Source organism: Butyrivibrio sp. AE2015 (genome assembly GCF_000420825.1).
Classification (GTDB): domain Bacteria; phylum Bacillota; class Clostridia; order Lachnospirales; family Lachnospiraceae; genus Butyrivibrio.
Genome location: NZ_ATVR01000003.1, coordinates 105,167 through 127,052, shown reverse-complemented (window position 1 = coordinate 127,052; position 21,886 = coordinate 105,167). Strand labels below are relative to the sequence as shown.

The window sequence follows — 21,886 nt, the reverse complement described above, 5'->3', positions numbered from 1 at the left end:
TCTATCTTTTCAGCTGACTGCCAGTTATATGCTCCGAATAAAGCATAAATACAAAAGGCATCATCAGCATGATGTTCGTATAACTACCGTCGCGTATCCCCTGAATTACAAAGACAATTGTCATAGTGATCAGTATGTAGTCATTAGCTTTAACACCATCTACCAATTTCTTCATCAGATACACAATTGTTATCAGGAGTCCTGCGATTCCAAAATCAGAAAACACTCTTGTAAAAATTGATGCTGCATCCTCACCATTGATATAGGGTGCACCAGCTCCATACATCTGATCGACCATCTGTGGATAAGAATATCTGTGAGAATCAAAACCTGTTCCAAAGATATGTCCCTGCATCATTTTGGCAATGGCAACTCTAAGGTTAGAAATGATCGCATATACCGTCGCGTTTCCAACAATGTAGTACTCTTTTGCAAGCCCCAGGAATCTGTCCACAATTATCTTCTGATAAAGATCATCCAACACAATAAATGCAGCTATGATCACTACTGCAAAAGAAGTAAAGAGCCCAATCTTGTACTTATTAGCAATATTAAGGTTAAGAAGCACTGCAACAACAGTGATCAAAAGTCCCAGATAAACCGTCGCCGATCCGGTCAAAAGCGTAGCTATAAAAATCAGTGCTGTTACAACTGGATTAGCAAATGCATATCCCTTATGCGTTTCTTTATCTCTGTGTGTTCCCAAAAGGATTCCTGCGCAGAATACACTTGCCAAATGCGCCGGCTCCCCATAAAAAGAATAGAGAGCAATGAACCCACCGCCAATCTCTGTCTCATAAAAGCGGTGCCAGCCAAGCTTTGATGGAAAATACAAAAAGGGCATATTTAACATATATCCCGCTTCTTGTAATAATCCGTAGATTGCCAGCACTGCTGCCACTACATATATAATTCCAAGAATCTTCTCTTTATTATCTTCATAGAGGTAATAAAGTGCCAAAACACAGAAGGATATGCAAGTATATCCAAAGTATTTAACAGCTTCAAAATCGAAATAATGAAGCGCTGTTATAAGGCCCATATATGCAAGAATTATCAGCACTTTGTATGGAACTACTATCTTCTTTTTGCCAAGAATAATCTGCACTCCCATGACAAGTCCCATCAAAAGGATCAGTATCTGAAAGGCATTGAGGGGAAGAAATCCCCATGTTCCCACATCCTGTAAAAGTAGTGATAAAAAAAGAAGAATATCAAGTATATTTAAATCTATTTGCTTAATCTTCTGTATCATTTTCATTTATAAGTATCTCCGCGCACTTGGGATATTTTTTGATTATCTTTTCCCATGAATCTGCGCTGTTGTTATGATTGACATTTTCGTAGTAAAGACCTGTTTTCTGAGTCTTAACTATAGCAAAAGGTATCTTGGCCGGAATACCTACACGGACTGCCTTTTTGTGATTCAAGACAGACATTGCCTTAAGCCACAGATCATCTGTCCTAAGAGCACATTCTCTGATGGCCTCTTTATCAAAGCCTTCCTGAGCTAAACAATGTGGTGGATATAATACTCCTCCTACTCCGGTTGGAATTATACCATATGACGGTTCATATCCCTCTTTTTCCAAATTCCATTTATCATAAGAAAGTGACTCTGCATCATTTCCGGGATGAACTCTATGCGCCCAGTAGCAGCAGACAGTATCAGGATACTTTTCAGCTGTTTCAGCAAGTCTCTGTAACATGTTTTCCGGGTAAAATACATCGTCATCAACAGTTACAACAGCGGAATCAGGATTTTCAAGCATAGTATAATAGTACTTTTTATGAGGATACAGATTATCACAAAACTTTATGCTCAGTCCATACTTCTGCAGTTCCAAAAGTGAATCAGGGAGACTCTTTTTTCTTTCAGGAAACTGATCATCAGAAAGCCACAGATATACGCCCTTAGGCTTATATGTCTGATTCAGAAGAGTTCTGATGGTAAGATAAATCGTATCAATCCTGGCCGGATAACTGGTAAGGGAGATAATTACATTGTGCTTGTCATCAAGCCCATACCCACATTTACCAAATCTTGGGTAAAAGAGATTAACAAGAGCTTTATTTATTTTATAGTGAAGCTTATTGATGGTATTTTCATTTGTGCTCAAAGTAGCTTCATATAACTTCTCAATTTTCATTAGTTGTAAGCCTTCTCCTCTTTAGCTGTAATGCTCTCTTAACGCACCAATAATGGGTTTCTATAAAGAGATTATGAAAGAGCATGCTCTCATCAAATATATCCTTGCCAAAAAGATACATAATTGACATTACCAGGTTTTTTAATTTATTTTGACGTCCAAATATACTCGCGTAATAGTTCCTATAGATTTTAGCATAGAAGTCAAGACAGACTTTATCAGCTTCAGCCTGATACTTACTCTCATCTTCCAATAGAGAACAGGCCTTATCATACAATATGAAAGCTGATTCATCTTTCTTAAGTATTCCATCTTCATACTTAAGAGGAATCACTCTGCTTGTCGTCTTTGTACCATCTACTTCGAGTTCAACTGCAATACTTTCAGGATTATATGGAATTCCTGTGTCAAGCTGCTCGAAAACAGCATTCCCAAGACTATAATATATATCCTTACCTTTGTATACTTCTTTTCCCTGAATAACATGTGGATGGTGCGCTATGACCACATCTGCGCCATGATCTATGTATCTCTTATAATGTTCTCTGATTTCAGGAAGTGGTAAATTTGTATCTTCAAGGCCAGCGTGAGATATTACCACAAGTGAATTATACTTCCCTTTTAGCTCATCAAGCTTGTTCCAAAATTTGTGGCTGTTAAACCAAGCATATCCATAACCGTTTTCTGCATCTTCGCATCCAAATCCGTTCTCTGCGACTGCAAGAATAGCAATGGTATGTTCACCATTTTTATCAGAAACAATGAGTTCTTTATAGCAATCATCACCCGCTCCAAGGCATCTATCAGCTCCTAAAAAGGAAATAGTACTATCTAGCCCCTTTTCGCCGTAATCCATTATATGATTGTTGGCCAGGCAAAAAGACACATTTTGAAGCTCTGTAAAACTTGCAAGTCTTGAATAGTCCTGATATAGATTAGGGCCCTTTTTATCTAGTGGAGTCGCATTTTTTTTATTTAATATAGGAGCTTCTAAATTGATACACACATTATCACATTCAGAAAAAAGCTCTTTCACATCTTTTGAAAATGTAAAGTTGCCACAATTATGTTTGGGATTTAAATACACATCGCCGATAAAGCATACCTTCATCATATTGATATCATTTCTCCTAAACGTTTCTGACCTTCATCGTTGTAATACTTGGCAAGTCCTCCTGCCGGAGTAAATGTCATCTCACCAAAAAATACTTTTCCATCGATATCATAAAAATCCATTCTGACAAATGGAAATCCCTTACTAAGCTTGCGGCAATACTCTAGCATCTTATCGAAAGACTCAGGTTTCTCAATCTTACGTCCGTCGTTGATCCCCTCGGCACCATAGTCCAAAATATTAAAATCAAGGTCAGTAAATACCAGCTGTATCTGCTCTTTCTCATCATCCCTGTCATAGCAGGTAAGAACAAGCTTTGGCACGCCATCAAAACAGTATATTTTATAATCATTAGGCAAAAAGCCATCTTTTGAAGCAAGATATTTTTCGCATATTATCTTCTTGGGAACATATTTGTAATTAACTTCAGCAAAGTTAAGATAATAATCCTCTTTCATCCAGTCATCAAGCTGTTTCTTGGTCTTTTCAATATCCAGCTTGCTCTTGTCATCACAAATTATGTTATATCCACAGCCATGATTACACTTAAGTGCGAACTTATCCGGAAGTTCATCCCAGTTTATCTCATTTGAGCTATCATAAACTCCTATAAGATCATTCAATATTTCTTCGCAACCACATTCCTTTATATAATCTCTTACTGCATATTTATCTACGCATTGGGTAATAATGGGATTCTTATAATATTTTTTTAGTTTAAGCCACATAATCTTGTCATCGAACAAAACAGGATTGTTAAGATCAAGCCTTCTCCCCTTGGCAATTCTGAAAATAAACTTAGATGCCAACGTAGGTGATACGTATGTCAAAGTCTTTCTTGATATCTCATATGCTTTTTTAAAAAATGCATTCTCTCTTAGTTCCATATCCACACCTTATTTTTTAATATTTCCTATATAGCTTACTCCATTATTCATAATTAATGTCCCTATATGCTATAATAACCTAGGCTATATTCTAGCACATTTATACTATATAGGGGAAAGTAAAATGAACAGAGCCAGGATTGGTAATATTCTTTTTTATATAGCTCTCACGTTTGAGCTTATACTCATGATCGTCGAAAAAAGTGAAGTGACCATTGGAATTGAAAGTCACCTCTTCCGCATCACATTTTTAATAGCATTATCAGCAGTTGTTATTACTGAGCACAGCAAAAAAGAATGGCTGACAATCGCAGCCGTATGGTTATTCACAATTGTTTGTTATAAATTGTCAGGTAAAAATGATCTGCTTAGAATTGCCACTTTTATGTTGGCGGCAAAAAACACTGATCTGAAAAAGGCAATGAAATACGCTTTTTGCCTGTGCCTTACAGGATTTGGAATAATTGCTCTATTGTCTGTTTTGGGAATTGCAGGAGACATTTCACTGACTACGGATTTTGGAAGGTCAGTCGGCGAAGAGACGCGCTTTGTATTTGGTTTCGGCCACCCCAACACACTTTTTAGCAGTTCGTATCTTTTGCTTTTGCTGTGGATATGGCTCTATGGAAAAAGCTCCAAGATCTATCAGTTTGTTTTAGCTTTTGTAATGATGGGAATTGTTTCTGTGATCACTGTGTCCAGGACAGGAATGATAATTATTTTCTTTACATTTGTAATTGCCGGCATTATCAAGCTGTTGCCGGTATTAGAGAATAAAAAATGGCCTTATATCGTCATAACCATTATTTCCCCTATCTCCTGTGTAGCCGCTTCAGTCCTATCCGCCTGGCTTGTTATCAGAGCCTACGCAGAAACCCTATCTCCACGCTTTGGAGAAATATATTGGGCTTTTGAAAAACTCACCAATTATAGGATTAGTAATCTATACTTTGCAGGCGATAATCACGATGGCGTCATTACCTCATGGAAGCTATTTTCAGACCACAACTCAGAAGAGTTTTTTGACATGGGGTGGGTAAGGATATTCTATTGGTACGGAATAATCCCGGGCATAATAGTAGTCGCACTTATCCTCTTGTTCTGCTATCTGTGCCTGAAACAAAAAGATCTGTGGACTATGGTCATCATATTGTCACTTGGTATCTACACCTTTGTAGAAGCTACATTTATTTCCAGATACATTGGAAGAAATCCGTTTTTACTGGTATTTGCAGTCTATGTATGGAATTATTTTAAGCAGAATAGTATGTCATCAATCAGAGATATCACTTAACATGATACCCTTAAAATACTTCGCAGCTTCATACGAAGAGAACTCTACAGTCAGTGAATCCTCAAACTCGCAGGGTTCACTGATTATTTTATCTATATGTTCCTGTCCAAATCCATAATTCCATTCAAAAGAGCTGTCATAAATAAGCTTTCCATTTGAGTAGATCTTTAGTCCATTTTCTCCCGGAACATAACTCCTATATATACCAACTGCTGCCTTTACAGGCTTATCAAGATTAAGTTTATATTTGCTTAAACCTATTCGTCCAAAGTCCTCCACGCCATAAACTACAGTTTCATTATATTCTAAAAGATCGCTGCTTTGAGTTTCTTTCACACGCGTAACTTCTTCATCTATCACGCCCGCCAATGTTTCCAGATACACTGAATGTCCGAGATCATTTGGATGAACTATATCATCCGGAGCACCTACTAATTCTTCATACTTATATTCACCTGAATTGAATGCACTTATAGTATCGACTACAGGAATATTGTAATAATCAGCTATTTCAATTATCTGATTCATCTTATTGGTATATTCACGCTGTGAACTCTCAAGGATACTCAAAATACTGCAATTGCCAGATCTGGCCATGATTGCCCTAATAATTGATTCATATTCTGTAGAAAAGTTCTCATCATCAGCGTCATTTTCACCATAGCAGATAATTGCCAGATCATAATCCATTTTATTATCCAGTTCTTTAACCCTGTAAACACCGGCATAGCTGGTATTACCGCCCATTGAAATATTGGTAACATTGCATGTTGAACCATATTTTTCTTTTATAGCTTCAGGCAGTCTGGCAGCCCAGCTGTTGCCACTACTTGCCCCTGTGCCTGCTGCTATGGAGTCGCCAACTATCAAAACATTTACCGGCTCAGCAGCTGCCAGTTTCTCATAAAAAGATATATACCCAATATCTTCTTTTCCACTCGGGATGGTGAATATCAATTTGCCTAAATAAATAAGTATGACTGAAATAACAGCTATCAATGCATATATCCGAAGTTTTTTAAACATTCTTTTCTTTTCCATAATTACCTCTGACTCACGCACATCATTAGAAGAAATCGAATCTTCCACCCTTTTCTATCCCATGTACTCCTGAGAAAATCACAATAACATAGTCAGGCTTTTGTTGCTGAATATAATCCGCCATATTCATTTTTTCATCCGGAATAAAATCTCTCATATCGCATATGTGTAATTCTCTTGTTTGTAATGATAAAAAGGGAGTAAGAGGACAACTGAATGAATCTCTTAAAACTAATACTTTCTTCCCTCCTAAATTCAGGTTATTCTCAATTATTTGTAACCGATAATCTCCACCACTATACACGCCATAAGGATTATTTTCGTAATAATCCTTTTCATCTACATATTTTTTAAAAAGTATAGTATCTTCAAATGTACCTTCACGTTTTTCCCCATCAAAAGGCTCTTCTACAACAAAACTTGTAGAAAACTTAGGTGTAATTAAATCAAAATCATCTGCACCATACCAAGTAAAATACAATCCCACCTTTTTTCCATATGATCCTAAAAACCAATTCTTAAAAGTTGTTATCTCATAGTTGCTGATATCCGTATATGCTTCATTATATGAAAAACTGTATCTATTAGATAATTCTTCACACAAAGCCCCAGCTGCCTTAAACCCACATTCCGCTTTCCAATGATGGTCTGTACGATAATAATAATCCGTATCAACAGCATCACTATCATCCATTACAATAGATAAGTCCAACGTCGGAATATTTTCATCATTAAGTCTCATCAAAAAATTTTGGTAATTCTCTTTTGAGTAATCAGGAACATTGCTTGGCGCAACTGTAAACATATTTTTTGTCGGAATAGCGCAATAAAGGAATTTTGCTCCATTATCCTCTGCAACATCTTCTAATTCCTTTATTCGCGTCACAGTCTCATTTAGCTCTTTTTCACTTTTTAGGGATCTAACTTCTATTAGAGAATCAGAATCTGATTTTATAACCGTTGTATCATCTTTATATATTACTCTTGTCCCCCAAATGTTATTGCGTATAGAATCAATATCCATCATTATGTCATGATAGTTTAATAATTCACTAGTTGCTTTATCTATACTAGCCTTTGCTGATTCAATTCCTTCAGTATCAAAATGAACTATTGCTAAAACCATATGAGCTGTACCAGCTGCTACACGAATACAACTGTTTCCAAATAAACCATATAAAATAAGGCCGGTCGCAAAAGCAAATAAAATACAATTTGTGTTAAATTTATTCAAAATAACGCTCCTAGAAATTAAAATAAATAAATGGATTATATGAACTTCCGATTAAAGAGGCTAAAGAAAGCACAAATAAGCAACATAGAACTATCACTTCAAACATCTTCGCAGTCTTATTCTCTTTTACTTTTAATACCATCAACCTGGCTATAGGCGTACAAAATATTACTCCTATGCATAACAGCGCAATACTTTGCGTAAACCACCCATGAAATATACCATCCGACAATGAATTGCCATTTAATAAAAATATGTTCTTTAAATAAATAAATGTCTCAGACAATGAATCTGATCTAAAAATAATCCATCCGATAATTACAAAGAAACTTGTATAAATCCATTTCAAGATATACACAAGTCTACCTTTTACATTCAGGATTCCCGTATTTTTTTCAACAATCAGCAAAACAAAATACATCAGCCCCCAAACTAAAAATGTAAAATTAGCACCATGCCAAAGACCTGTCAACGTCCAGACTATAAAAAGATTAAATACATTTCTCCTCTTACTACATCTATTTCCACCTAACGGTATATACAAATAATCCCTGAACCAAGTACCTAGCGACATATGCCATCTACGCCAAAATTCTGTTACAGATGTTGAAATATAAGGATAATTAAAGTTCTCTTTATAATGAAATCCAAACATTTTTCCTAAGCCAATAGCCATATCGCTATATCCGCTAAAGTCATAGTATATTTGTAAAGTGTAAGCTATCGCCCCAAGCCATCCAAACAAAGCGGAAACACTTCCAGTATTCTTCACACTATCAAACGCCTGATCAGCCAAAACGGCAAAATTATTAGCTAATAATACCTTTTTAGAAAGCCCAATAACAAATCTCGCAAATCCGTCAAAGAAGTCATCACTCGTTTCAACTCGACTCTGAATTTCATTTGCCACAGTTTCATATCTGACTATTGGCCCCGCTATCAGTTGCGGAAAAAAAGATATATAGAGCCCAACATTTAATAAATTAGTCTGGGCTTTCCCATTTTGACGATACACATCTATAACATATGACATTGCCTGAAAAGTAAAAAAACTAATACCAATAGGCAACTCAATCGAAATAATATGCAGATCTGTCTTACTCAGATTCTGTAGTATAGATAATGAAAAACTTAAATATTTAAAGACAAATAAAAGAAAAAGATTAACAAAAATATCTAATACCAAAGCGATTTTCGAAAGCCTTTTCCCTCGTTCTTTCTGTATAATAAGTCCAAATAACCAGTTAATTACTATTGACGCCATCATAACAAAAACAAATTTAGGTTCGCCCCATGCATAAAACATTAAGCTTGCCACGAACAAGAATACATTTTGAAATTGGCGATTTTTTCGAAGAAACCCATAATAAATAATAATAACTGTCGGCAAAAAAATATAAATAAACGTGGTGCTAGAAAATAGCATCTAAACAATTCCTCCAAAAAAATTATTCATGAGTAATTTTTCTTATCACTCTCGCAGGATTTCCTGCAATAACAGAGCCAGCTTCGAATTTACCGCTGACAACAGCTCCTGCTCCTACAACACATCCATCTCCGAGGACTGTGCCCTTTAAGATAATAGTATTGCAGCCGATAAAGCAGTCTTTGCCTATATGGATCTCTTTTGCAGGAACAAGGTCTGAATCCCCGCCATGAGGGTCAGAAAGGAGCTTGTTTCTACTTTCTGCCTCTATAGGATGAAAATCATTGTCTAAAATCTTACAGTTGCCGCCAATGCAGGTATTGTCACCGATTGTAATGCCTTTTCTTGCATAGATGGTCGCTCCGGAAATTCCAACTCCGTTTCCAATAGAGATAAATGCATTCTCAGCCCTTGTTACTATTATGGTTCTGCTATAAAGCCCCACAAGATTCGACAAAAAGCTGCTTTTTATGGTTACATTATCTCCAAATTCCATTGAAGCTCCCTTTTTATTGAATATAACAGGAGCTCCCTTTAAAAGAAGATTTTTGCCGTATTTTATTTTCTGAGCCTTAAGTACTATCTTCATCCAGTTTGAAGTCATTTATCTGCTCTCCCATTTTTCCGGGGCTTTCGCCGCGTTTTTTCATACTTCAACTCAAAATCATCTGAGTTTCCTAAGATCATACAAATCAGAGAAGCTCTTCATCTTGAATCTGAGAATATACTTCTGAACAAATTTTATTATCGGATTGCTGGCATAGGACTGGGCCACATAAAAGGTAATCCCAAAGTCTCTCTCAAGCTCTTTTCGAATCGACTCAATCTCTATAAGGTAAGGTCTGTAAAGGATGTCTTTGGTCTTTTTGGAATTTGTCTCTGACCTTACGATTATGAAATCCTTATTCACATAGCGCATGGACTGGAAGTGATAAAACACAACAGGAAACTCCTTTCCTGTGGATTTTTCCTTCATGACCGGCGCCTTTTGATTAGTCATCTTTCCTGTATACTCATACTGTGCCAGGTTCCAGGGAGCTGTTCCTCCACCTAAATGCTCAAGTTCATGGACTCCCTTAAAGAGCTGTGGGAATTTCATCAGGTACTTCTGATCTCCCATTCTGTCTTTTTCATAGATATGGAAACACCATTCAAAGCAGCGCTCCTTCCACCAGGCTAGAGCTTCTTTGGCATTTTCGGAATTGTCAAAATAGTTAAACTCTACGCAGTAGTCGCCGCTTCTTTTTTTGTAACGCCTGTCTTTCAGGCTATTCGAGAATCGGTGGGGCGTAATGACTATATTGGCATCAGCATCCTTTATCTCATCAAGAAGGATCTGCGGATCAGAAAAGAAATAAAGATCTGAGTCTATGTAGGTGCAATTGTCCACATCAAAGTGATTGAGAATATACTCGATGCTGGCAGGAGTACATGTCCAGCAGTACTCTGCCTTTGAGCGTTCTTTCTTTAGCTTCAGAAGGATTGGATATTCTTTTTCAAGATCCGTGTTTGACAGTATGACTGCATGTTTTAAATTCAAAGAGCTTAAGACATCAAAAGCCTTCTGATCAAATGTGTAAATATATAACGTAAAATTGTCAGTTACTCTTTCGAGAGACCTGTACAGAACCAGCCCCTTATCCAGGTAATAACTGTCAAATAATGTCGTAAAAACCATCTGCATAAATAAAGATATTCTCCAGTTTCATTATTTTGAAAAGATTCGTAAGATATCGAAAAGTCTTACATATACTCTTTTAAGGTAATACTTGAAGGCTGCTTTTGTTCCTTTCCTTGGGAATCTTGCGGCTTCTTTTTCCAGTGCAGGATCAGGCTTTGGATTTTCAAAAACAATCGGACTTGTCCTCTTTTTAAGTTCAGTAAAGTACTGGCTTTCCTCACTTTTACTAGAGTGAGTTCCGCTCCCATCAAAGCCTGCATTGGTCACAAAGCTGTCCCTTGGATATATAGTCAAAAGACCTCTCTTGTATAAACTAAGCACCCATCTGACTGCCCAGGAACTGATCTTGCCCTGACTCTGAAGGAGCATCAAAAGATCCCAGCCATTTTCTGTATTTTCAAAGTTCTTTCTAAGCTTTTTATCCCGGAAATATGCGTTGAAGTCAACATCAGCCCAGGATGCCTTATCCCACCTGTCTTTCCAGGTAGCCCATCCCCAGCAATCGCCCTTATGCATAGCATAAATGTCTTTTTTGTAATCTTTCAGTACCTCAAGAGGATAAGTGTATGCGCTTATGGCTCCTATGTTCTCATTACTCTCGTAGTAGTTAAGTGCTCCGTTCATGTAATCAAGAAAATCTTCAGACACAATGAGGTCATCCTCAACGATGATTGCCCTGCCGTACTCTTCCAGAACTTCTGTCACGCCCTCTATGATGGACTTTGCAAGGCCTTTATTCTGTGGAGCCTCCACCAGTTTTATGTTTGCAAATACCGCTTCTTCTTTGTACTGATGAAGGGCCTTTCTGGTATCCTCAACTTTAGCTCTGCCATTTTCGCTTTTTGCACCATCGCAATATATTATAAGGTCAGTATCCACGGCCTCTTTATTTTTTTCAAGGGACTTAAGGCACCTTATTATCTTATCAGCCCTGTTGTAGGCAAAAGCCACCACAGGTGCACAATTTCTTTTATCCATTCATTAAAAATCCTGTTTTTATTGATATTTTAGCATAAAGCAATTAAATATGAAATTTGGTTTGAAAAATCGGGGCGAAACGTTATACTATAAGGATGTTTGAATTTAGTTTTTGGGGAGATTTTTCATGAGAAAGAAGTTCAATATCAATTCCTTTTGGGAATTAGCATTAGTTGCAGGTATTGCCAGCGCTTTGGTACTGACAATAGTAATAGGTTTTGGGACAATGTTCACCGGATGGCATCTTGTGGATGACCATCAGTTTTTTTGGTACATCACTCGTATGAATGAAGGTGAGTCCGTATTAGATATTATAAAAAGCGAACTTTTAAGAGATCATTTTGAGCAGCGAAGAGCCAGATTTCTTTTTTACCCATTAAGAGTCCCTCAGGCTTACCTCTTTGGTTTTAACATAGTTCCTTATTATATATTAAAAGCGGTAGAAGCAATCCTTTCTCTTATCTTTTTATATTACATCGGAAGAGAGCTTGATCTTAACTACTTTTACTCAGCACTCTTTTCACTGTCTGCCTTTTGTGGTCATCAGAGCTCCGTATGGTGGAAACTTGGAACTCCACAGCTTCAGGGAACAGTTTTCTTTTCTATGGGTTTTTATCTGATGCTCAGATATTTCAAAACAAACTCAAGGGCATTTGCCATTTCAAGTTTTGTTGCATTCCTTTGCATGGCAAATTTCCACGAATCATTCCTTTGCCTGATACCTTTCGTAATTCTTTTTACAATGTTCTATGCATATAAAGAAGGTAATTATGACGGAAAATTCTCACTTTCAATCCTGTGGGAAATTGTCAAAAAGAGACTTGCTTACGAAATCGCTATTGGCAGTGTGTTCTTAGTTCTGATATCTTACATAGTATTTGTTCTTGGTGTAAACAGCTATGGCTCAGTTGAACTTGGATACCCACTTAGTGATACCATACATAACTTCATTGATTCTATTCATGGCGACCTGATGTTTTTCTGGTACTTTGGAGTACTTTTGTTGTTTATTCTGGCGACATATTACAATGCCATGAAGAAATTGTGGATGGAGGCCATAATGCTCATTGCGATTATTCTCCCTCAGCTTTTTCTTTACCAGAAAGAAGGCTTCTATGGAAGATATCTTTTGCCCTTATCTTTTGCCTGGTCATTCTTGTTTGTTGTTATTCCTTACGGATATGGCGTTTTGAAGACTAAGGGAAGACGCGTTGTTTATACCATCACTCTTTGTGCCATGGTAGCTTTTTCTATCAGAACAGTTGCATTAGATGCAGACTATTTCAGATTCAGAGGTGACAGTGTTCAGGCCATGCTTGATGAACTCCTTGAGCTCAAGAAAGATGGTGCAGATGTAGTTTCAACACTCTCTGCAACAAACTATGAAGCCGGACTTACCACTGATTACTGGCTTTCATCTCACAACACACCGGACTGCATGTACTGGAACTGGGAGGCAGGTGAAGTTGTTGGAAACCCTGACTATGACATCACAAAAGCTGACATGATCATTGAATACAACAGAGATGACATCCATTTCAGAGCAGATATGGACAATATCGACCACTCCGGCTTTGAATATGTAAGATGCGGATCACTTGATCTATACTTCAGCAAAGCTGTTTATGATACATTTAGTGAAGAAGACCTTGCCAAATTCAAAATCGAGCCTACAATTTATGGTATAGGCGCATATGATTATAACTAATTTCAGAATATATTAAGGAGCATGATAGATTATGGAAAAACTTGCTATAAACGGTGGAACACCCGTGAGAAGTGAAAAGATATATTACGGTCGCCAGTGGATCAATCAGGAGGACGTTGATGCTGTATCCAAGGCTCTTGTAGGTGATCTCATCACCTGTGGACCTCAGGTAGAAGCCCTTGAGAAAAAGCTATGTGAAGTAACCAAAGCCAAATATGCAGTAGCTGTCTGCAACGGAACTGCTGCACTTCACTGCGCATGTATAGCTGCAGGAATAGGTCCTGGAGATGAGGTTATAACTACTCCTCTTACCTTTGCAGCATCTGCCAACTGCGCTGTATATGTGGGTGCAACACCTGTATTTGCTGATGTTGACCCTGAGACATACAATATCTCCCCCGAGAGCATTGAAGCTCATATTACTGACAAGACCAAGGCTGTAGTTGCAGTTGATTTTACAGGTCAGGCTGTTGAGCATGAAAAAATAAGAGAAATATGCAACAAACACGGTATCTTATTCATCGTTGATGCAGCTCACGCTATCGGAACCAAATACAAGGGTCAGCCTGAAGGCTCTCTTGCAGATATGACATGTTTTAGCTTCCACCCTGTAAAGACTGTTACGGCAGGTGAAGGCGGAGCCATCACAACCAACGATCCTAAGCTTTACAGAAAGCTTCACCTTGCATCACAGCACGGAATTGTAAGAAACCCTGATGAGTTCGACGAAGAGCCTGAAGGACCATGGGTATATGAGATGCAGGAACTTGGCTTTAACTATCGTATGACTGATTTCCAGGCAGCACTTTTAATAAGTCAGCTTAACAGGCTCCCTGAATTCTCTGCCCGTAGAAAAGAAATAGTTAAAAAGTACGACGAAGCCTTCAGCAAGATTCCTGAGATCTTTGTGCAGAAAGAGATTCCTGAATCAGACACTACAAGGCATCTTTACATCATTCAGTTAAAGCTCGACATGCTTACCTGCACCAGAAGAGAATTCTTTGATGCACTTAGCGCTGAAAACGTTCAGCCACAGGTCCACTATGTACCTGTATACTACTTCCCATTCTACAAAAAGCGAGGCTATAACAAGGGCCTCTGCCCAGTTGCCGAGTCCATCTACAAGGGCATCATGAGCATTCCTCTCTACCCAATGATGACCGACGCCGACGTCTCAGACGTAATCGCAGCTGTAGAAAAGGTCGTAGCGGCCTACAGAAAATGATATAAAATTGTAGAAGACACAGGTAGAAGACACAGGGACGGTTCTAATGACTTATTAAAAGCAAGTCATTAGAACCGTCCCTGTGTCTTCCCTGTGTCTTCAAACTCATCTTTTACTGCTCGAATGTCCAGAGGCCGCTAGTGCTATCATCTGTGATGACGAGGTTGCCGGAGGCGTCGTAGCCAAGATGATAGTCAGAGGTGATGCTCATGCGATTGTCAAAAGTGTTAATGCGCTCAGAGCAGGGGATGATGTAATATTGGCTGTCTGTATCTGAGGGCTTTATTATCCAGAGCTGGTCGTCTGTATCGCGATAGGTCGTGGCTATGAGGGGTTCTGAGCCGTGGTCAAGGTAGAGGTTTTTATCTGCTATGTAGAGCCTTACTCTTCCGTGATAGTTTATTAGGCGGATGGCTGTGGCTTCCGATGAAAGATTAAGGTACATCTTCTTATCGTCATCATCAAAGCTGTATTCCTTGTCCGGATCAGGGACTGCCGTCACGTAAAGATCTGATTCTGACTTAAGGTTATAGGTGCTGTCAGGAATCACTACTTCCTCTTTCGAAGCCTGCACATAGGCTTTATAGCTCTCTGTGTCTGCTGCCAGGTACTGGCTTCTTCCATGGTAAAAAACAGTAAAACCGATGAAAAATATTGCTGCTATTATAAGAGACAGTCTATTAAGCGCAACCTTAAATTCCCCTGCCTTGCCCATCCCTGCAATAAGCTCTGATAACTGCGCATATCCGCTAACTGCAAATGGAATAAGCAGTACAAAGAATATAATGGTATATTGCCCGTTTGCTTCCCATACAAAATGGAAGGCAAATCCTCCAAAGAGTATCATCAAAGGCGTCAAAGCCTTGTAATATTCCCCATCTCTGCGGAACAAGAGCATAAACAATAGGGCTCCAAACAGTACCAATATCTGAAAGATCTTACCAAGCCTGCTTATAACACTGCTGCCGGAAACGCTTATGATCCACCATACCCAGGCACTGATTTTTACGGTATAATCGCTGTCCTCATTCAGGATAAAGATTGATTCATAGGTTGGTTCCACCCACTGGGCCGCAGTCTTTCTGGTAAAAAAGCTAAAGGCTTCTTCTTTATTTTCAAGGAAAAATTTAAGTCTGTCCTTTATATTCCAAATAGCTTCCTGGCGCTGAGCCTTGGTATCGTATTTGACTATTTCATAAGACAAGTCATTATATCCATCATACCATCCCGGTCCTAAGCCCCCTTCCTGAAGTCCCATAGCTACAAAGGCGTATGGGCTTATGCCATCCTGAAGCTTTAGTCCTGACATCTTTTCAAAAACAAATTTCGTTCCATAGGTCTGCAGTGCAAAAAATATAAGCACAAGAGCCACGTAATAAAGGCTCTTTACATCCTTTTTGATTATGACTGACAAGACTGCAAATCCCAGAATTCCTATCATATAGATTGCAAAGTTTGGCTTTACCATAGTAGCCAGCGCTATGAGCAGAGCAGAAGCAAAGGCATATCTCTTTTTCTTTTCCTCAAAAAATCTGTACTCATAATTAAGGGCACATAAGGCAAGTGCGAGCCCTATGATATTTCCATAGACAAAAGAACTGAAAAAGATGATCGGCAAGAAGAAAAAGCCGCTTACCTGCACCAGGAGCCTGTTAAAATTACTGAGTTTTATCACAGCTCCAAGATCTGCAAGACGGACATATATCACTGCCACAGCGACGCAGTTGAATATCTGAAAAACAAGATAGTTCTGACTTCCGAATATAAAAGAAAACAGGTAACTGATGAGCATAAGCCCAATCTGATTGTAGTGTGCACCTATATAACCGTCAGGAAGAAGCTCGCCGAAATCTCCCAAATGCACTCTGAAAGCTGCCTCCTGGATCTCAAGCTGATCGCCTCTTGCCATCATCTGTGTACTAAGCACCCAGAAAAGACACACTGAAAACAGTCCAAATGCCAGGTATGTTCTTACCCTTCTATATAGCTTTTCATCTGTATTTATCTTGCTGATCAGCTCTTTTCCCCATTCAAACCTGGTAAAAAGAAATGCCACCACAACTGCTGCCATGATCCAAAACAGGAAAGAAAGCGGTGACTCCTCAATAAACAGCAGATGCTCCGACTGGGTCAAAACTGCTGTTGTCCGACTTCCTAAAAACAAAAGGAAGGTAATGATTCCTAAGGTCAGAAACGATATTAATCCTTCATATAATTTCCTGATAATCTTGATAACTGTCTCCACTCTCACACTCTCACTCTTATTATTTTGTCATAATTTAATAAACACATATATGCAGGACATTGTCCTTAAAGATCAGCTGATCCTCAGAATACATTCCCCAGTCTCTCTGAGAGAAATACTCTGCAATCTCAGGGTCCTGTTCACCCTCGATATACTCTCTTCCCAGATAGAAATTGAGAGAATTAAGTGCACTCCATCCGCAGGACTGCGCCCTTGACATGAGCATCGTGTCCCCGTAGCCTTCATCCCACCAGGTAATAGTCGCATCTTTGTAATAGCTTATGGTGTCAATCTCGTTGCCGGTTTCGTCCTCATATTCGCGGATCTGCTCACGGATCAGCTGTGCATAATATCTGTCAGCCTCATTGCACTGATATCTGTCAATAAATACTGAGCCAAAAGAAATATACTCCATGGCAAGAATTATGACTGCCGCAGCAAGTGCCAGGTTTAAAATTATTTTTTTCTTCTGAATGGCAGAGTAAAACAGTATCACGCCAAAGAGCATTCCGTAGGTGTAGACCGTTCTGGGTGATGGAAGTGCAGAGCCGTTTAATACAAATATAAAGAAGCTCGCCACAAGACATCCTGCCCATATATATGCATATGATAAAAAGAGCTTTATACGGCCTTCTTCAGCCTTTATAAGGCTTATTGCCATAATAGCGGCCAGAATAAGGCACCACAGGAAAAACTCGCCCTTATGAAGATGGTAGAAACTATCTGCCGTAATATCGCGGATAATATCGGCTGTCCTTGCAAATCCCTCCTGCAGGTTCATGCTCACAACAGCTCTTTCTGTGTGAAGGATGTATTTGGCAACTGCCAGGGCACATCCCATGGAACAGCCGTATAATAAAGCGACGTAAACATTCTTTTTAACAAAATCAAGAACGTTTCGTGAATAGATCACAATGAAGGGAAGACTTAACACTACAAATACCTGAACACTGGTCTGATAGCTAAGAACCGCCACCAGCATGCACAAAAAAGTAAATAGCGCAGACAAAACTAGTTCTTTTCCAGAACTCTCCCCTTGTTTTCTCCAGGTTCTTTCCGTGATAAGCGCTGCTATCACGTTCAGAAGAATCGCCAACATGAAGATTCCTTTTTCTTCAAAAAGGAAATACTCGATTATAAGAGGATTGGCAATGGTGAGGAATGAGAGCACCACAGCGATTGTCTCTGACTCCATGTACCTGTTATACGTTCCAGCCAAAAGAGCTGTCGCAGCAGTAAGGAACACGATTCCCAAAAGCTGCATTATATGATATATCATCCCAACTGAAATCGGCAGAGATTCCAAAATATAAAAACACAGGGCTAAAAACGGTCGTCCATTGTCAAGACAAGCCACCCAGGCACCTTTTTGAATGAAATTGTAATAGGTATCTGTGGCAAATTCTACTCTGTAATTGATTCCAAAAAATAAAAGGGTGAGAAAAAAGCTATAGAGAATAGTTTTTCTGGTTTTGAAAAGTTTTGTTATCATAAATGATCCTTTATAAATATAATAATACAGAAAAACAGGCGGGAGAGCTAACTCTTCCACCTGTTCATGATTCCTTACGAATAGTTCCCAGAATTAAAGCTCAAAGCTACCGTTTACTTCGCCGTTAACAACGTAGTAAGCTCTTCCTTCTTCTGGCTTAACATAGATGTCAAGAGACTTGATGTCTTTTTTGCCATAGGCCTTTTTTGCTGCAGAAACGAGCTGATCCTCTGTAACTGCCTTGTCTCCAAACTGAAGTTCAATCTTTGTAGTAACTTTACTAGCTGCCATTTTTCTTTTCCTCCCCTTAATAGAAAATAGATTTTAGTTATAAATCAGTATACTACCAATTATTTCTGCATGCAATTGCGAGAACTATACCAAGAATGATTATTATTATCGAAAAAATCTTCATCCATTTGTAGGTTTCCGGTTCTTCCTCATTGTCCTTGTTAAGCTCTGCAATTGTAAAAAAGACAACCCCCGCAATAAAAACTATCGCCGCAAAAACTGCAAATAATTTATTCATGCCAATTCCCCTATTTTTGACTTTATAAAACCATTGATAATATTATACAATATCATTACAAAGACAGCATCTGTATTTCCGGGGGAGCTAAAACATGGTTAATTTTTTGGATATAAGACCCAAATATTCTTTGAAACAGATCATAGCTTTTGAATCTGACCCTATTCAGTGTAAAGAGAAGACCAGAACAACCATCATACTGTTGACCGGTTTCATCTTATATAGTCTTATTGCTACTATTCCCGCTGCACTTGATGAATACAAACATGGTCTCGTGACCAATATCAGCATTGCTATACTTTTCCTTGCTTTGGCAATTGTGCTCTGGAAAACCAACAAGCACATAATCATCACTATTGCCGGTTCTTATATGCTATCAATTATCCTTTTCATTCACCTTATCATGGAGACTGACTGGACCATCGGAATGGACGCCTTTTGGCTCTTTATCCTTATCATGCCATTTGTGACCGATTATCTGGCCGGGGTGTTTTTTGGAACCATTAGTGCTCTAAGCGGATATTTCCTGAGTATTCTTTTGTTCAAGACTCCCCTTCTTAACTACCTTCAGCCCTATGGAAGTAACATGATCAACTGGTTCCCGATAATATATGTTGTAGTCATGCTCGCCGCTGCTGTTATGGAATATGAACTTACAAGATTCCAGATGCATAAAAAAGAATCCGACAGAGAGATCGCATACTATCAGGATGCCAGGAGTAAGCGCCTCAAAGAACAGATCTCTATCTATGAGGGCAACGAACAGACCATTCGCAAATATAAGCATGATGTTCGCCATCACAACAGAGTAGTGGCAGGACTTATCAGTGAAAAGAGATATGATGAAGCTTTATCTTATTTGAAAGAGATTGACTCCATGCTTGATACTGTCACCTCAGTATCTTTTTGTGATAATCAGATAGTTAATGAGCTTTTATCGATCTACTCTGCACGTTGTCAGAAGCTTGGCTTTAAACTCAGAGCCAAGGCCATTGTTCCGGATAAGATTCCAATGGAATCTACAGACCTCACAAGCCTTGTAGCCAACATACTTGAAAACGCCTTCGAAGCCCAGGAAAGAATTCCCTCTCCCAAGGGCCGTTCCATACAGATTGAAATTGAGTATGACGGTAGAAAGCTCAAGATTCAGAGCAAAAACCCATGCTGTATCGACACCAAATTTGACGAAAATGGTATGCCTGTAAGCTCAAGGGCAATTCAGAGCGGCATGGGCACAGTTCAGATAAAATCAATCGCAGAAAAATACTGTGGTATTGCAAGCTTTATTCAGAATAATGATACCTTTATCGTAAAGGCACTTATGACAGTTATGTGATCACTTTTTTGAGAAGTTTCTCATACCGATCACTCCTGCGATAAGCCATATGGGTGCAAATATGAACAGGTACCTCTGTTGGGCCTCAAACAGCATGATAAATGCCGTTATACCCATGAGACATACAGCCAGTGACAGTTCATTTACATTGTCTTTTTTCATACAAAAAGAGAAAGCTATAAGTCCCAGCCAGATCATCTGAAGAAATGTGATGTAGTACTTAAATCCCGCATAACCTGGCATTTCAAAAAATCTTACGGGAATATTCCAGGCTGCATCCTCAATAAGCATCTCTTCTATGAAATCCTTAGAGCCGAATTCTCCACCAAGGCCATAACCAAAGGATCCATCATTATAGGTAAGAAGCATTTTTCTGTCATAGAGTTTAATAACTCCGATGATCCCAAGATTTTTTGCCCTGTCTTTTATCTCATGTTTTTCCCTTGAGATTCTCTCGTCATAATCTGAGATATAATCCGAAAACTCACTGTCTTCAAAGTTAAAGGTTCCATCATGCTCATCATTAAGTCCCATCATGAGGTAATGAAAAGCTGTAATCTCTGCTTCGCTGTTAACTTCTGTTCCGGTGGCCTTTTCAAAAAAATATGTTCCCATAACCATAGCGCTTCCGCTCTTAAAGACGATCAGGGTAAGTGCAGCTGCAAATATGACAACAAATAAATTTCCGATTATTTCCTTTGGCTTTTTGCCTTTGAAAGCAAATATAAACGATGCCACCAAAAGTGCAAAAAACATAACTATGGCGGTTGCCTTTACCTCATATGAAACCACAGCGGCGCCTGATAAAATAACCCACTTTAAAATCTTTTGAATGGCATTTTTCTCAGGAAGTCTTAAAAAAATCCATAACAAAAGCACCGGGAATAAGATTGCCGCGCCATCTGTATAAGCAATGGAGATCCAGGGAGAAAGCCCAATAAATAGATTATAGATAACGTAGCCAAAAAGAGAGGTCTTTTCATCCCCTGTGATAACAGCGATTATATCCCTGGTCAAAAGACCTGCAGCAAAGAAAAGAAAGGCCTGAACAAGTGCTACAACCTCATAAAGCACTGTGGTGTCATTAATCCCAATATTCCTGCACATATTGAATATTCCAATTATGATAGCCGTAAAGAGCCTGTTATTGGGATTGGCTGAGAAATAGGTAAGATTTGTATCTTCACCTGCTGACACTGAAAGAGCAGCAGATATAATAGTTCCTGCATCCCACCCTGTTCTGTACAAGGTACAAAGAGCTACATAAATTGACAAAACAAAGCCAAGAATTGTCAGAATACGATGCATCTTCTGTGCATTTACATGAGTCATGACCTTTAAAAGCAGCACCAAAAAAGCTATTCCCAGAATTAAAAGTATGCTGTTTGCAAGAACAAATCCTCTTCTATGAAACTCAGAATATGGAATATTTTTTGCAAATAAAAGGTTTATAAGAATAAATATCATCATAAAAGAAAAAGCCAATCCACTTATTCTTAAAAGGAATTTATGGGTTGACTCTGCAATCTTGTCTAAAAACATGTTT

The 21,886-nt window shown here is 38.6% G+C and carries 19 protein-coding genes; 4 read left to right on the top strand and 15 right to left on the bottom strand.

What is annotated here, in order from left to right:
* Position 1: 1 nt before the first annotated feature.
* The 4 genes from G585_RS0102635 to G585_RS0102620 are packed head-to-tail and all read right to left on the bottom strand — an operon-like array spanning position 2 to position 4,151.
* Positions 2 to 1,261: an O-antigen ligase family protein gene (locus G585_RS0102635; protein WP_022772776.1), complete on the bottom strand. Its 1,260-nt coding sequence runs from the start codon at positions 1,259 to 1,261 to the stop codon at positions 2 to 4.
* Positions 1,239 to 2,150, bottom strand: coding sequence for a glycosyltransferase family A protein (locus G585_RS18680; RefSeq protein WP_022772774.1), 912 nt, complete (start codon positions 2,148 to 2,150; stop codon positions 1,239 to 1,241). The genes G585_RS0102635 and G585_RS18680 overlap by 23 nt, the downstream gene beginning before the upstream one ends.
* On the bottom strand, positions 2,140 to 3,264 hold the full coding sequence (locus G585_RS0102625) for a CapA family protein (protein WP_022772773.1): 1,125 nt from the start codon (positions 3,262 to 3,264) through the stop codon (positions 2,140 to 2,142). The genes G585_RS18680 and G585_RS0102625 overlap by 11 nt, the downstream gene beginning before the upstream one ends.
* Positions 3,261 to 4,151, bottom strand: a complete 891-nt coding sequence (locus G585_RS0102620) for an ATP-grasp fold amidoligase family protein (RefSeq protein ID WP_022772772.1) — start codon at positions 4,149 to 4,151, stop codon at positions 3,261 to 3,263. Before G585_RS0102620 ends, G585_RS0102625 begins: the two co-directional genes overlap by 4 nt.
* A gap of 124 nt (positions 4,152 to 4,275) precedes the next feature.
* On the opposite strand from G585_RS0102620, the gene G585_RS0102615 reads away from it, so the two are divergent.
* Positions 4,276 to 5,445 (top strand): hypothetical protein, encoded by a 1,170-nt coding sequence (locus tag G585_RS0102615; protein WP_022772770.1) that lies wholly within the window; start codon positions 4,276 to 4,278, stop codon positions 5,443 to 5,445.
* Here G585_RS0102615 and G585_RS0102610 read toward each other — a convergent pair.
* Genes G585_RS0102610 through G585_RS16860 form a run of 6 tightly spaced genes read right to left on the bottom strand, consistent with a single transcriptional unit; the run spans position 5,425 to position 11,805 of the window.
* Positions 5,425 to 6,486, bottom strand: coding sequence for an SGNH/GDSL hydrolase family protein (locus tag G585_RS0102610; RefSeq protein WP_022772769.1), 1,062 nt, complete (start codon positions 6,484 to 6,486; stop codon positions 5,425 to 5,427). The two genes, G585_RS0102615 and G585_RS0102610, sit on opposite strands and share 21 nt — an antisense overlap.
* A 25-nt stretch (positions 6,487 to 6,511) precedes the next feature.
* A complete protein-coding gene (locus tag G585_RS18675) occupies positions 6,512 to 7,720 on the bottom strand; it encodes an alginate O-acetyltransferase AlgX-related protein (protein WP_022772767.1) in 1,209 nt (402 codons plus the stop codon).
* Positions 7,721 to 7,730: 10 nt separating this feature from the next.
* A complete protein-coding gene (locus G585_RS0102600) occupies positions 7,731 to 9,146 on the bottom strand; it encodes an MBOAT family O-acyltransferase (RefSeq protein ID WP_022772766.1) in 1,416 nt (471 codons plus the stop codon).
* Positions 9,147 to 9,168: 22 nt separating this feature from the next.
* The gene (locus G585_RS0102595) at positions 9,169 to 9,750 is read right to left on the bottom strand and encodes an acyltransferase (protein ID WP_022772765.1); all 582 of its coding nucleotides are present in this window, start codon (positions 9,748 to 9,750) and stop codon (positions 9,169 to 9,171) included.
* 60 nt (positions 9,751 to 9,810) lie between these two features.
* Positions 9,811 to 10,830, bottom strand: a complete 1,020-nt coding sequence (locus G585_RS16865; RefSeq protein ID WP_022772763.1) for a hypothetical protein — start codon at positions 10,828 to 10,830, stop codon at positions 9,811 to 9,813.
* 24 nt (positions 10,831 to 10,854) lie between these two features.
* Positions 10,855 to 11,805 carry a glycosyltransferase gene (locus G585_RS16860; RefSeq protein WP_022772762.1) on the bottom strand — a complete coding sequence of 317 codons (951 nt, stop codon included), beginning with the start codon at positions 11,803 to 11,805 and terminating at the stop codon, positions 10,855 to 10,857.
* Between the two features lie 127 nt (positions 11,806 to 11,932).
* Here G585_RS16860 and G585_RS0102580 point away from each other — a divergent pair, with 127 nt between their 5' ends.
* Both G585_RS0102580 and pseC read left to right on the top strand, forming a co-directional pair.
* Positions 11,933 to 13,513 carry a hypothetical protein gene (locus tag G585_RS0102580; RefSeq protein WP_022772760.1) on the top strand — a complete coding sequence of 527 codons (1,581 nt, stop codon included), beginning with the start codon at positions 11,933 to 11,935 and terminating at the stop codon, positions 13,511 to 13,513.
* A 31-nt stretch (positions 13,514 to 13,544) separates the two neighbouring features.
* Complete coding sequence (gene pseC / locus G585_RS0102575) at positions 13,545 to 14,738, top strand: UDP-4-amino-4,6-dideoxy-N-acetyl-beta-L-altrosamine transaminase (RefSeq protein WP_022772759.1); 1,194 nt, start codon at positions 13,545 to 13,547, stop codon at positions 14,736 to 14,738.
* Between the two features lie 112 nt (positions 14,739 to 14,850).
* Here pseC and G585_RS0102570 read toward each other — a convergent pair whose 3' ends face one another.
* The 4 genes from G585_RS0102570 to G585_RS0102555 all read right to left on the bottom strand — a co-directional run bounded on the left by G585_RS0102570 (position 14,851) and on the right by G585_RS0102555 (position 19,004).
* Positions 14,851 to 16,989 (bottom strand): hypothetical protein, encoded by a 2,139-nt coding sequence (locus G585_RS0102570; protein ID WP_196802877.1) that lies wholly within the window; start codon positions 16,987 to 16,989, stop codon positions 14,851 to 14,853.
* A 28-nt stretch (positions 16,990 to 17,017) separates the two neighbouring features.
* Positions 17,018 to 18,475, bottom strand: coding sequence for a glucosyltransferase domain-containing protein (locus G585_RS0102565; RefSeq protein ID WP_022772756.1), 1,458 nt, complete (start codon positions 18,473 to 18,475; stop codon positions 17,018 to 17,020).
* A 93-nt stretch (positions 18,476 to 18,568) separates the two neighbouring features.
* The gene (locus G585_RS16855; protein WP_022772755.1) at positions 18,569 to 18,766 is read right to left on the bottom strand and encodes a DUF6465 family protein; all 198 of its coding nucleotides are present in this window, start codon (positions 18,764 to 18,766) and stop codon (positions 18,569 to 18,571) included.
* A gap of 52 nt (positions 18,767 to 18,818) precedes the next feature.
* Positions 18,819 to 19,004: a hypothetical protein gene (locus G585_RS0102555; protein WP_022772754.1), complete on the bottom strand. Its 186-nt coding sequence runs from the start codon at positions 19,002 to 19,004 to the stop codon at positions 18,819 to 18,821.
* A 94-nt stretch (positions 19,005 to 19,098) separates the two neighbouring features.
* Between G585_RS0102555 and G585_RS0102550 the strand changes: the two genes are divergently transcribed.
* A complete protein-coding gene (locus tag G585_RS0102550) occupies positions 19,099 to 20,340 on the top strand; it encodes a sensor histidine kinase (protein WP_022772752.1) in 1,242 nt (413 codons plus the stop codon).
* Here the strand turns inward: G585_RS0102550 and G585_RS0102545 are convergent, their stop codons facing one another.
* Positions 20,341 to 21,882: a hypothetical protein gene (locus G585_RS0102545; protein ID WP_022772751.1), complete on the bottom strand. Its 1,542-nt coding sequence runs from the start codon at positions 21,880 to 21,882 to the stop codon at positions 20,341 to 20,343.
* Positions 21,883 to 21,886: the final 4 nt, after the last annotated feature.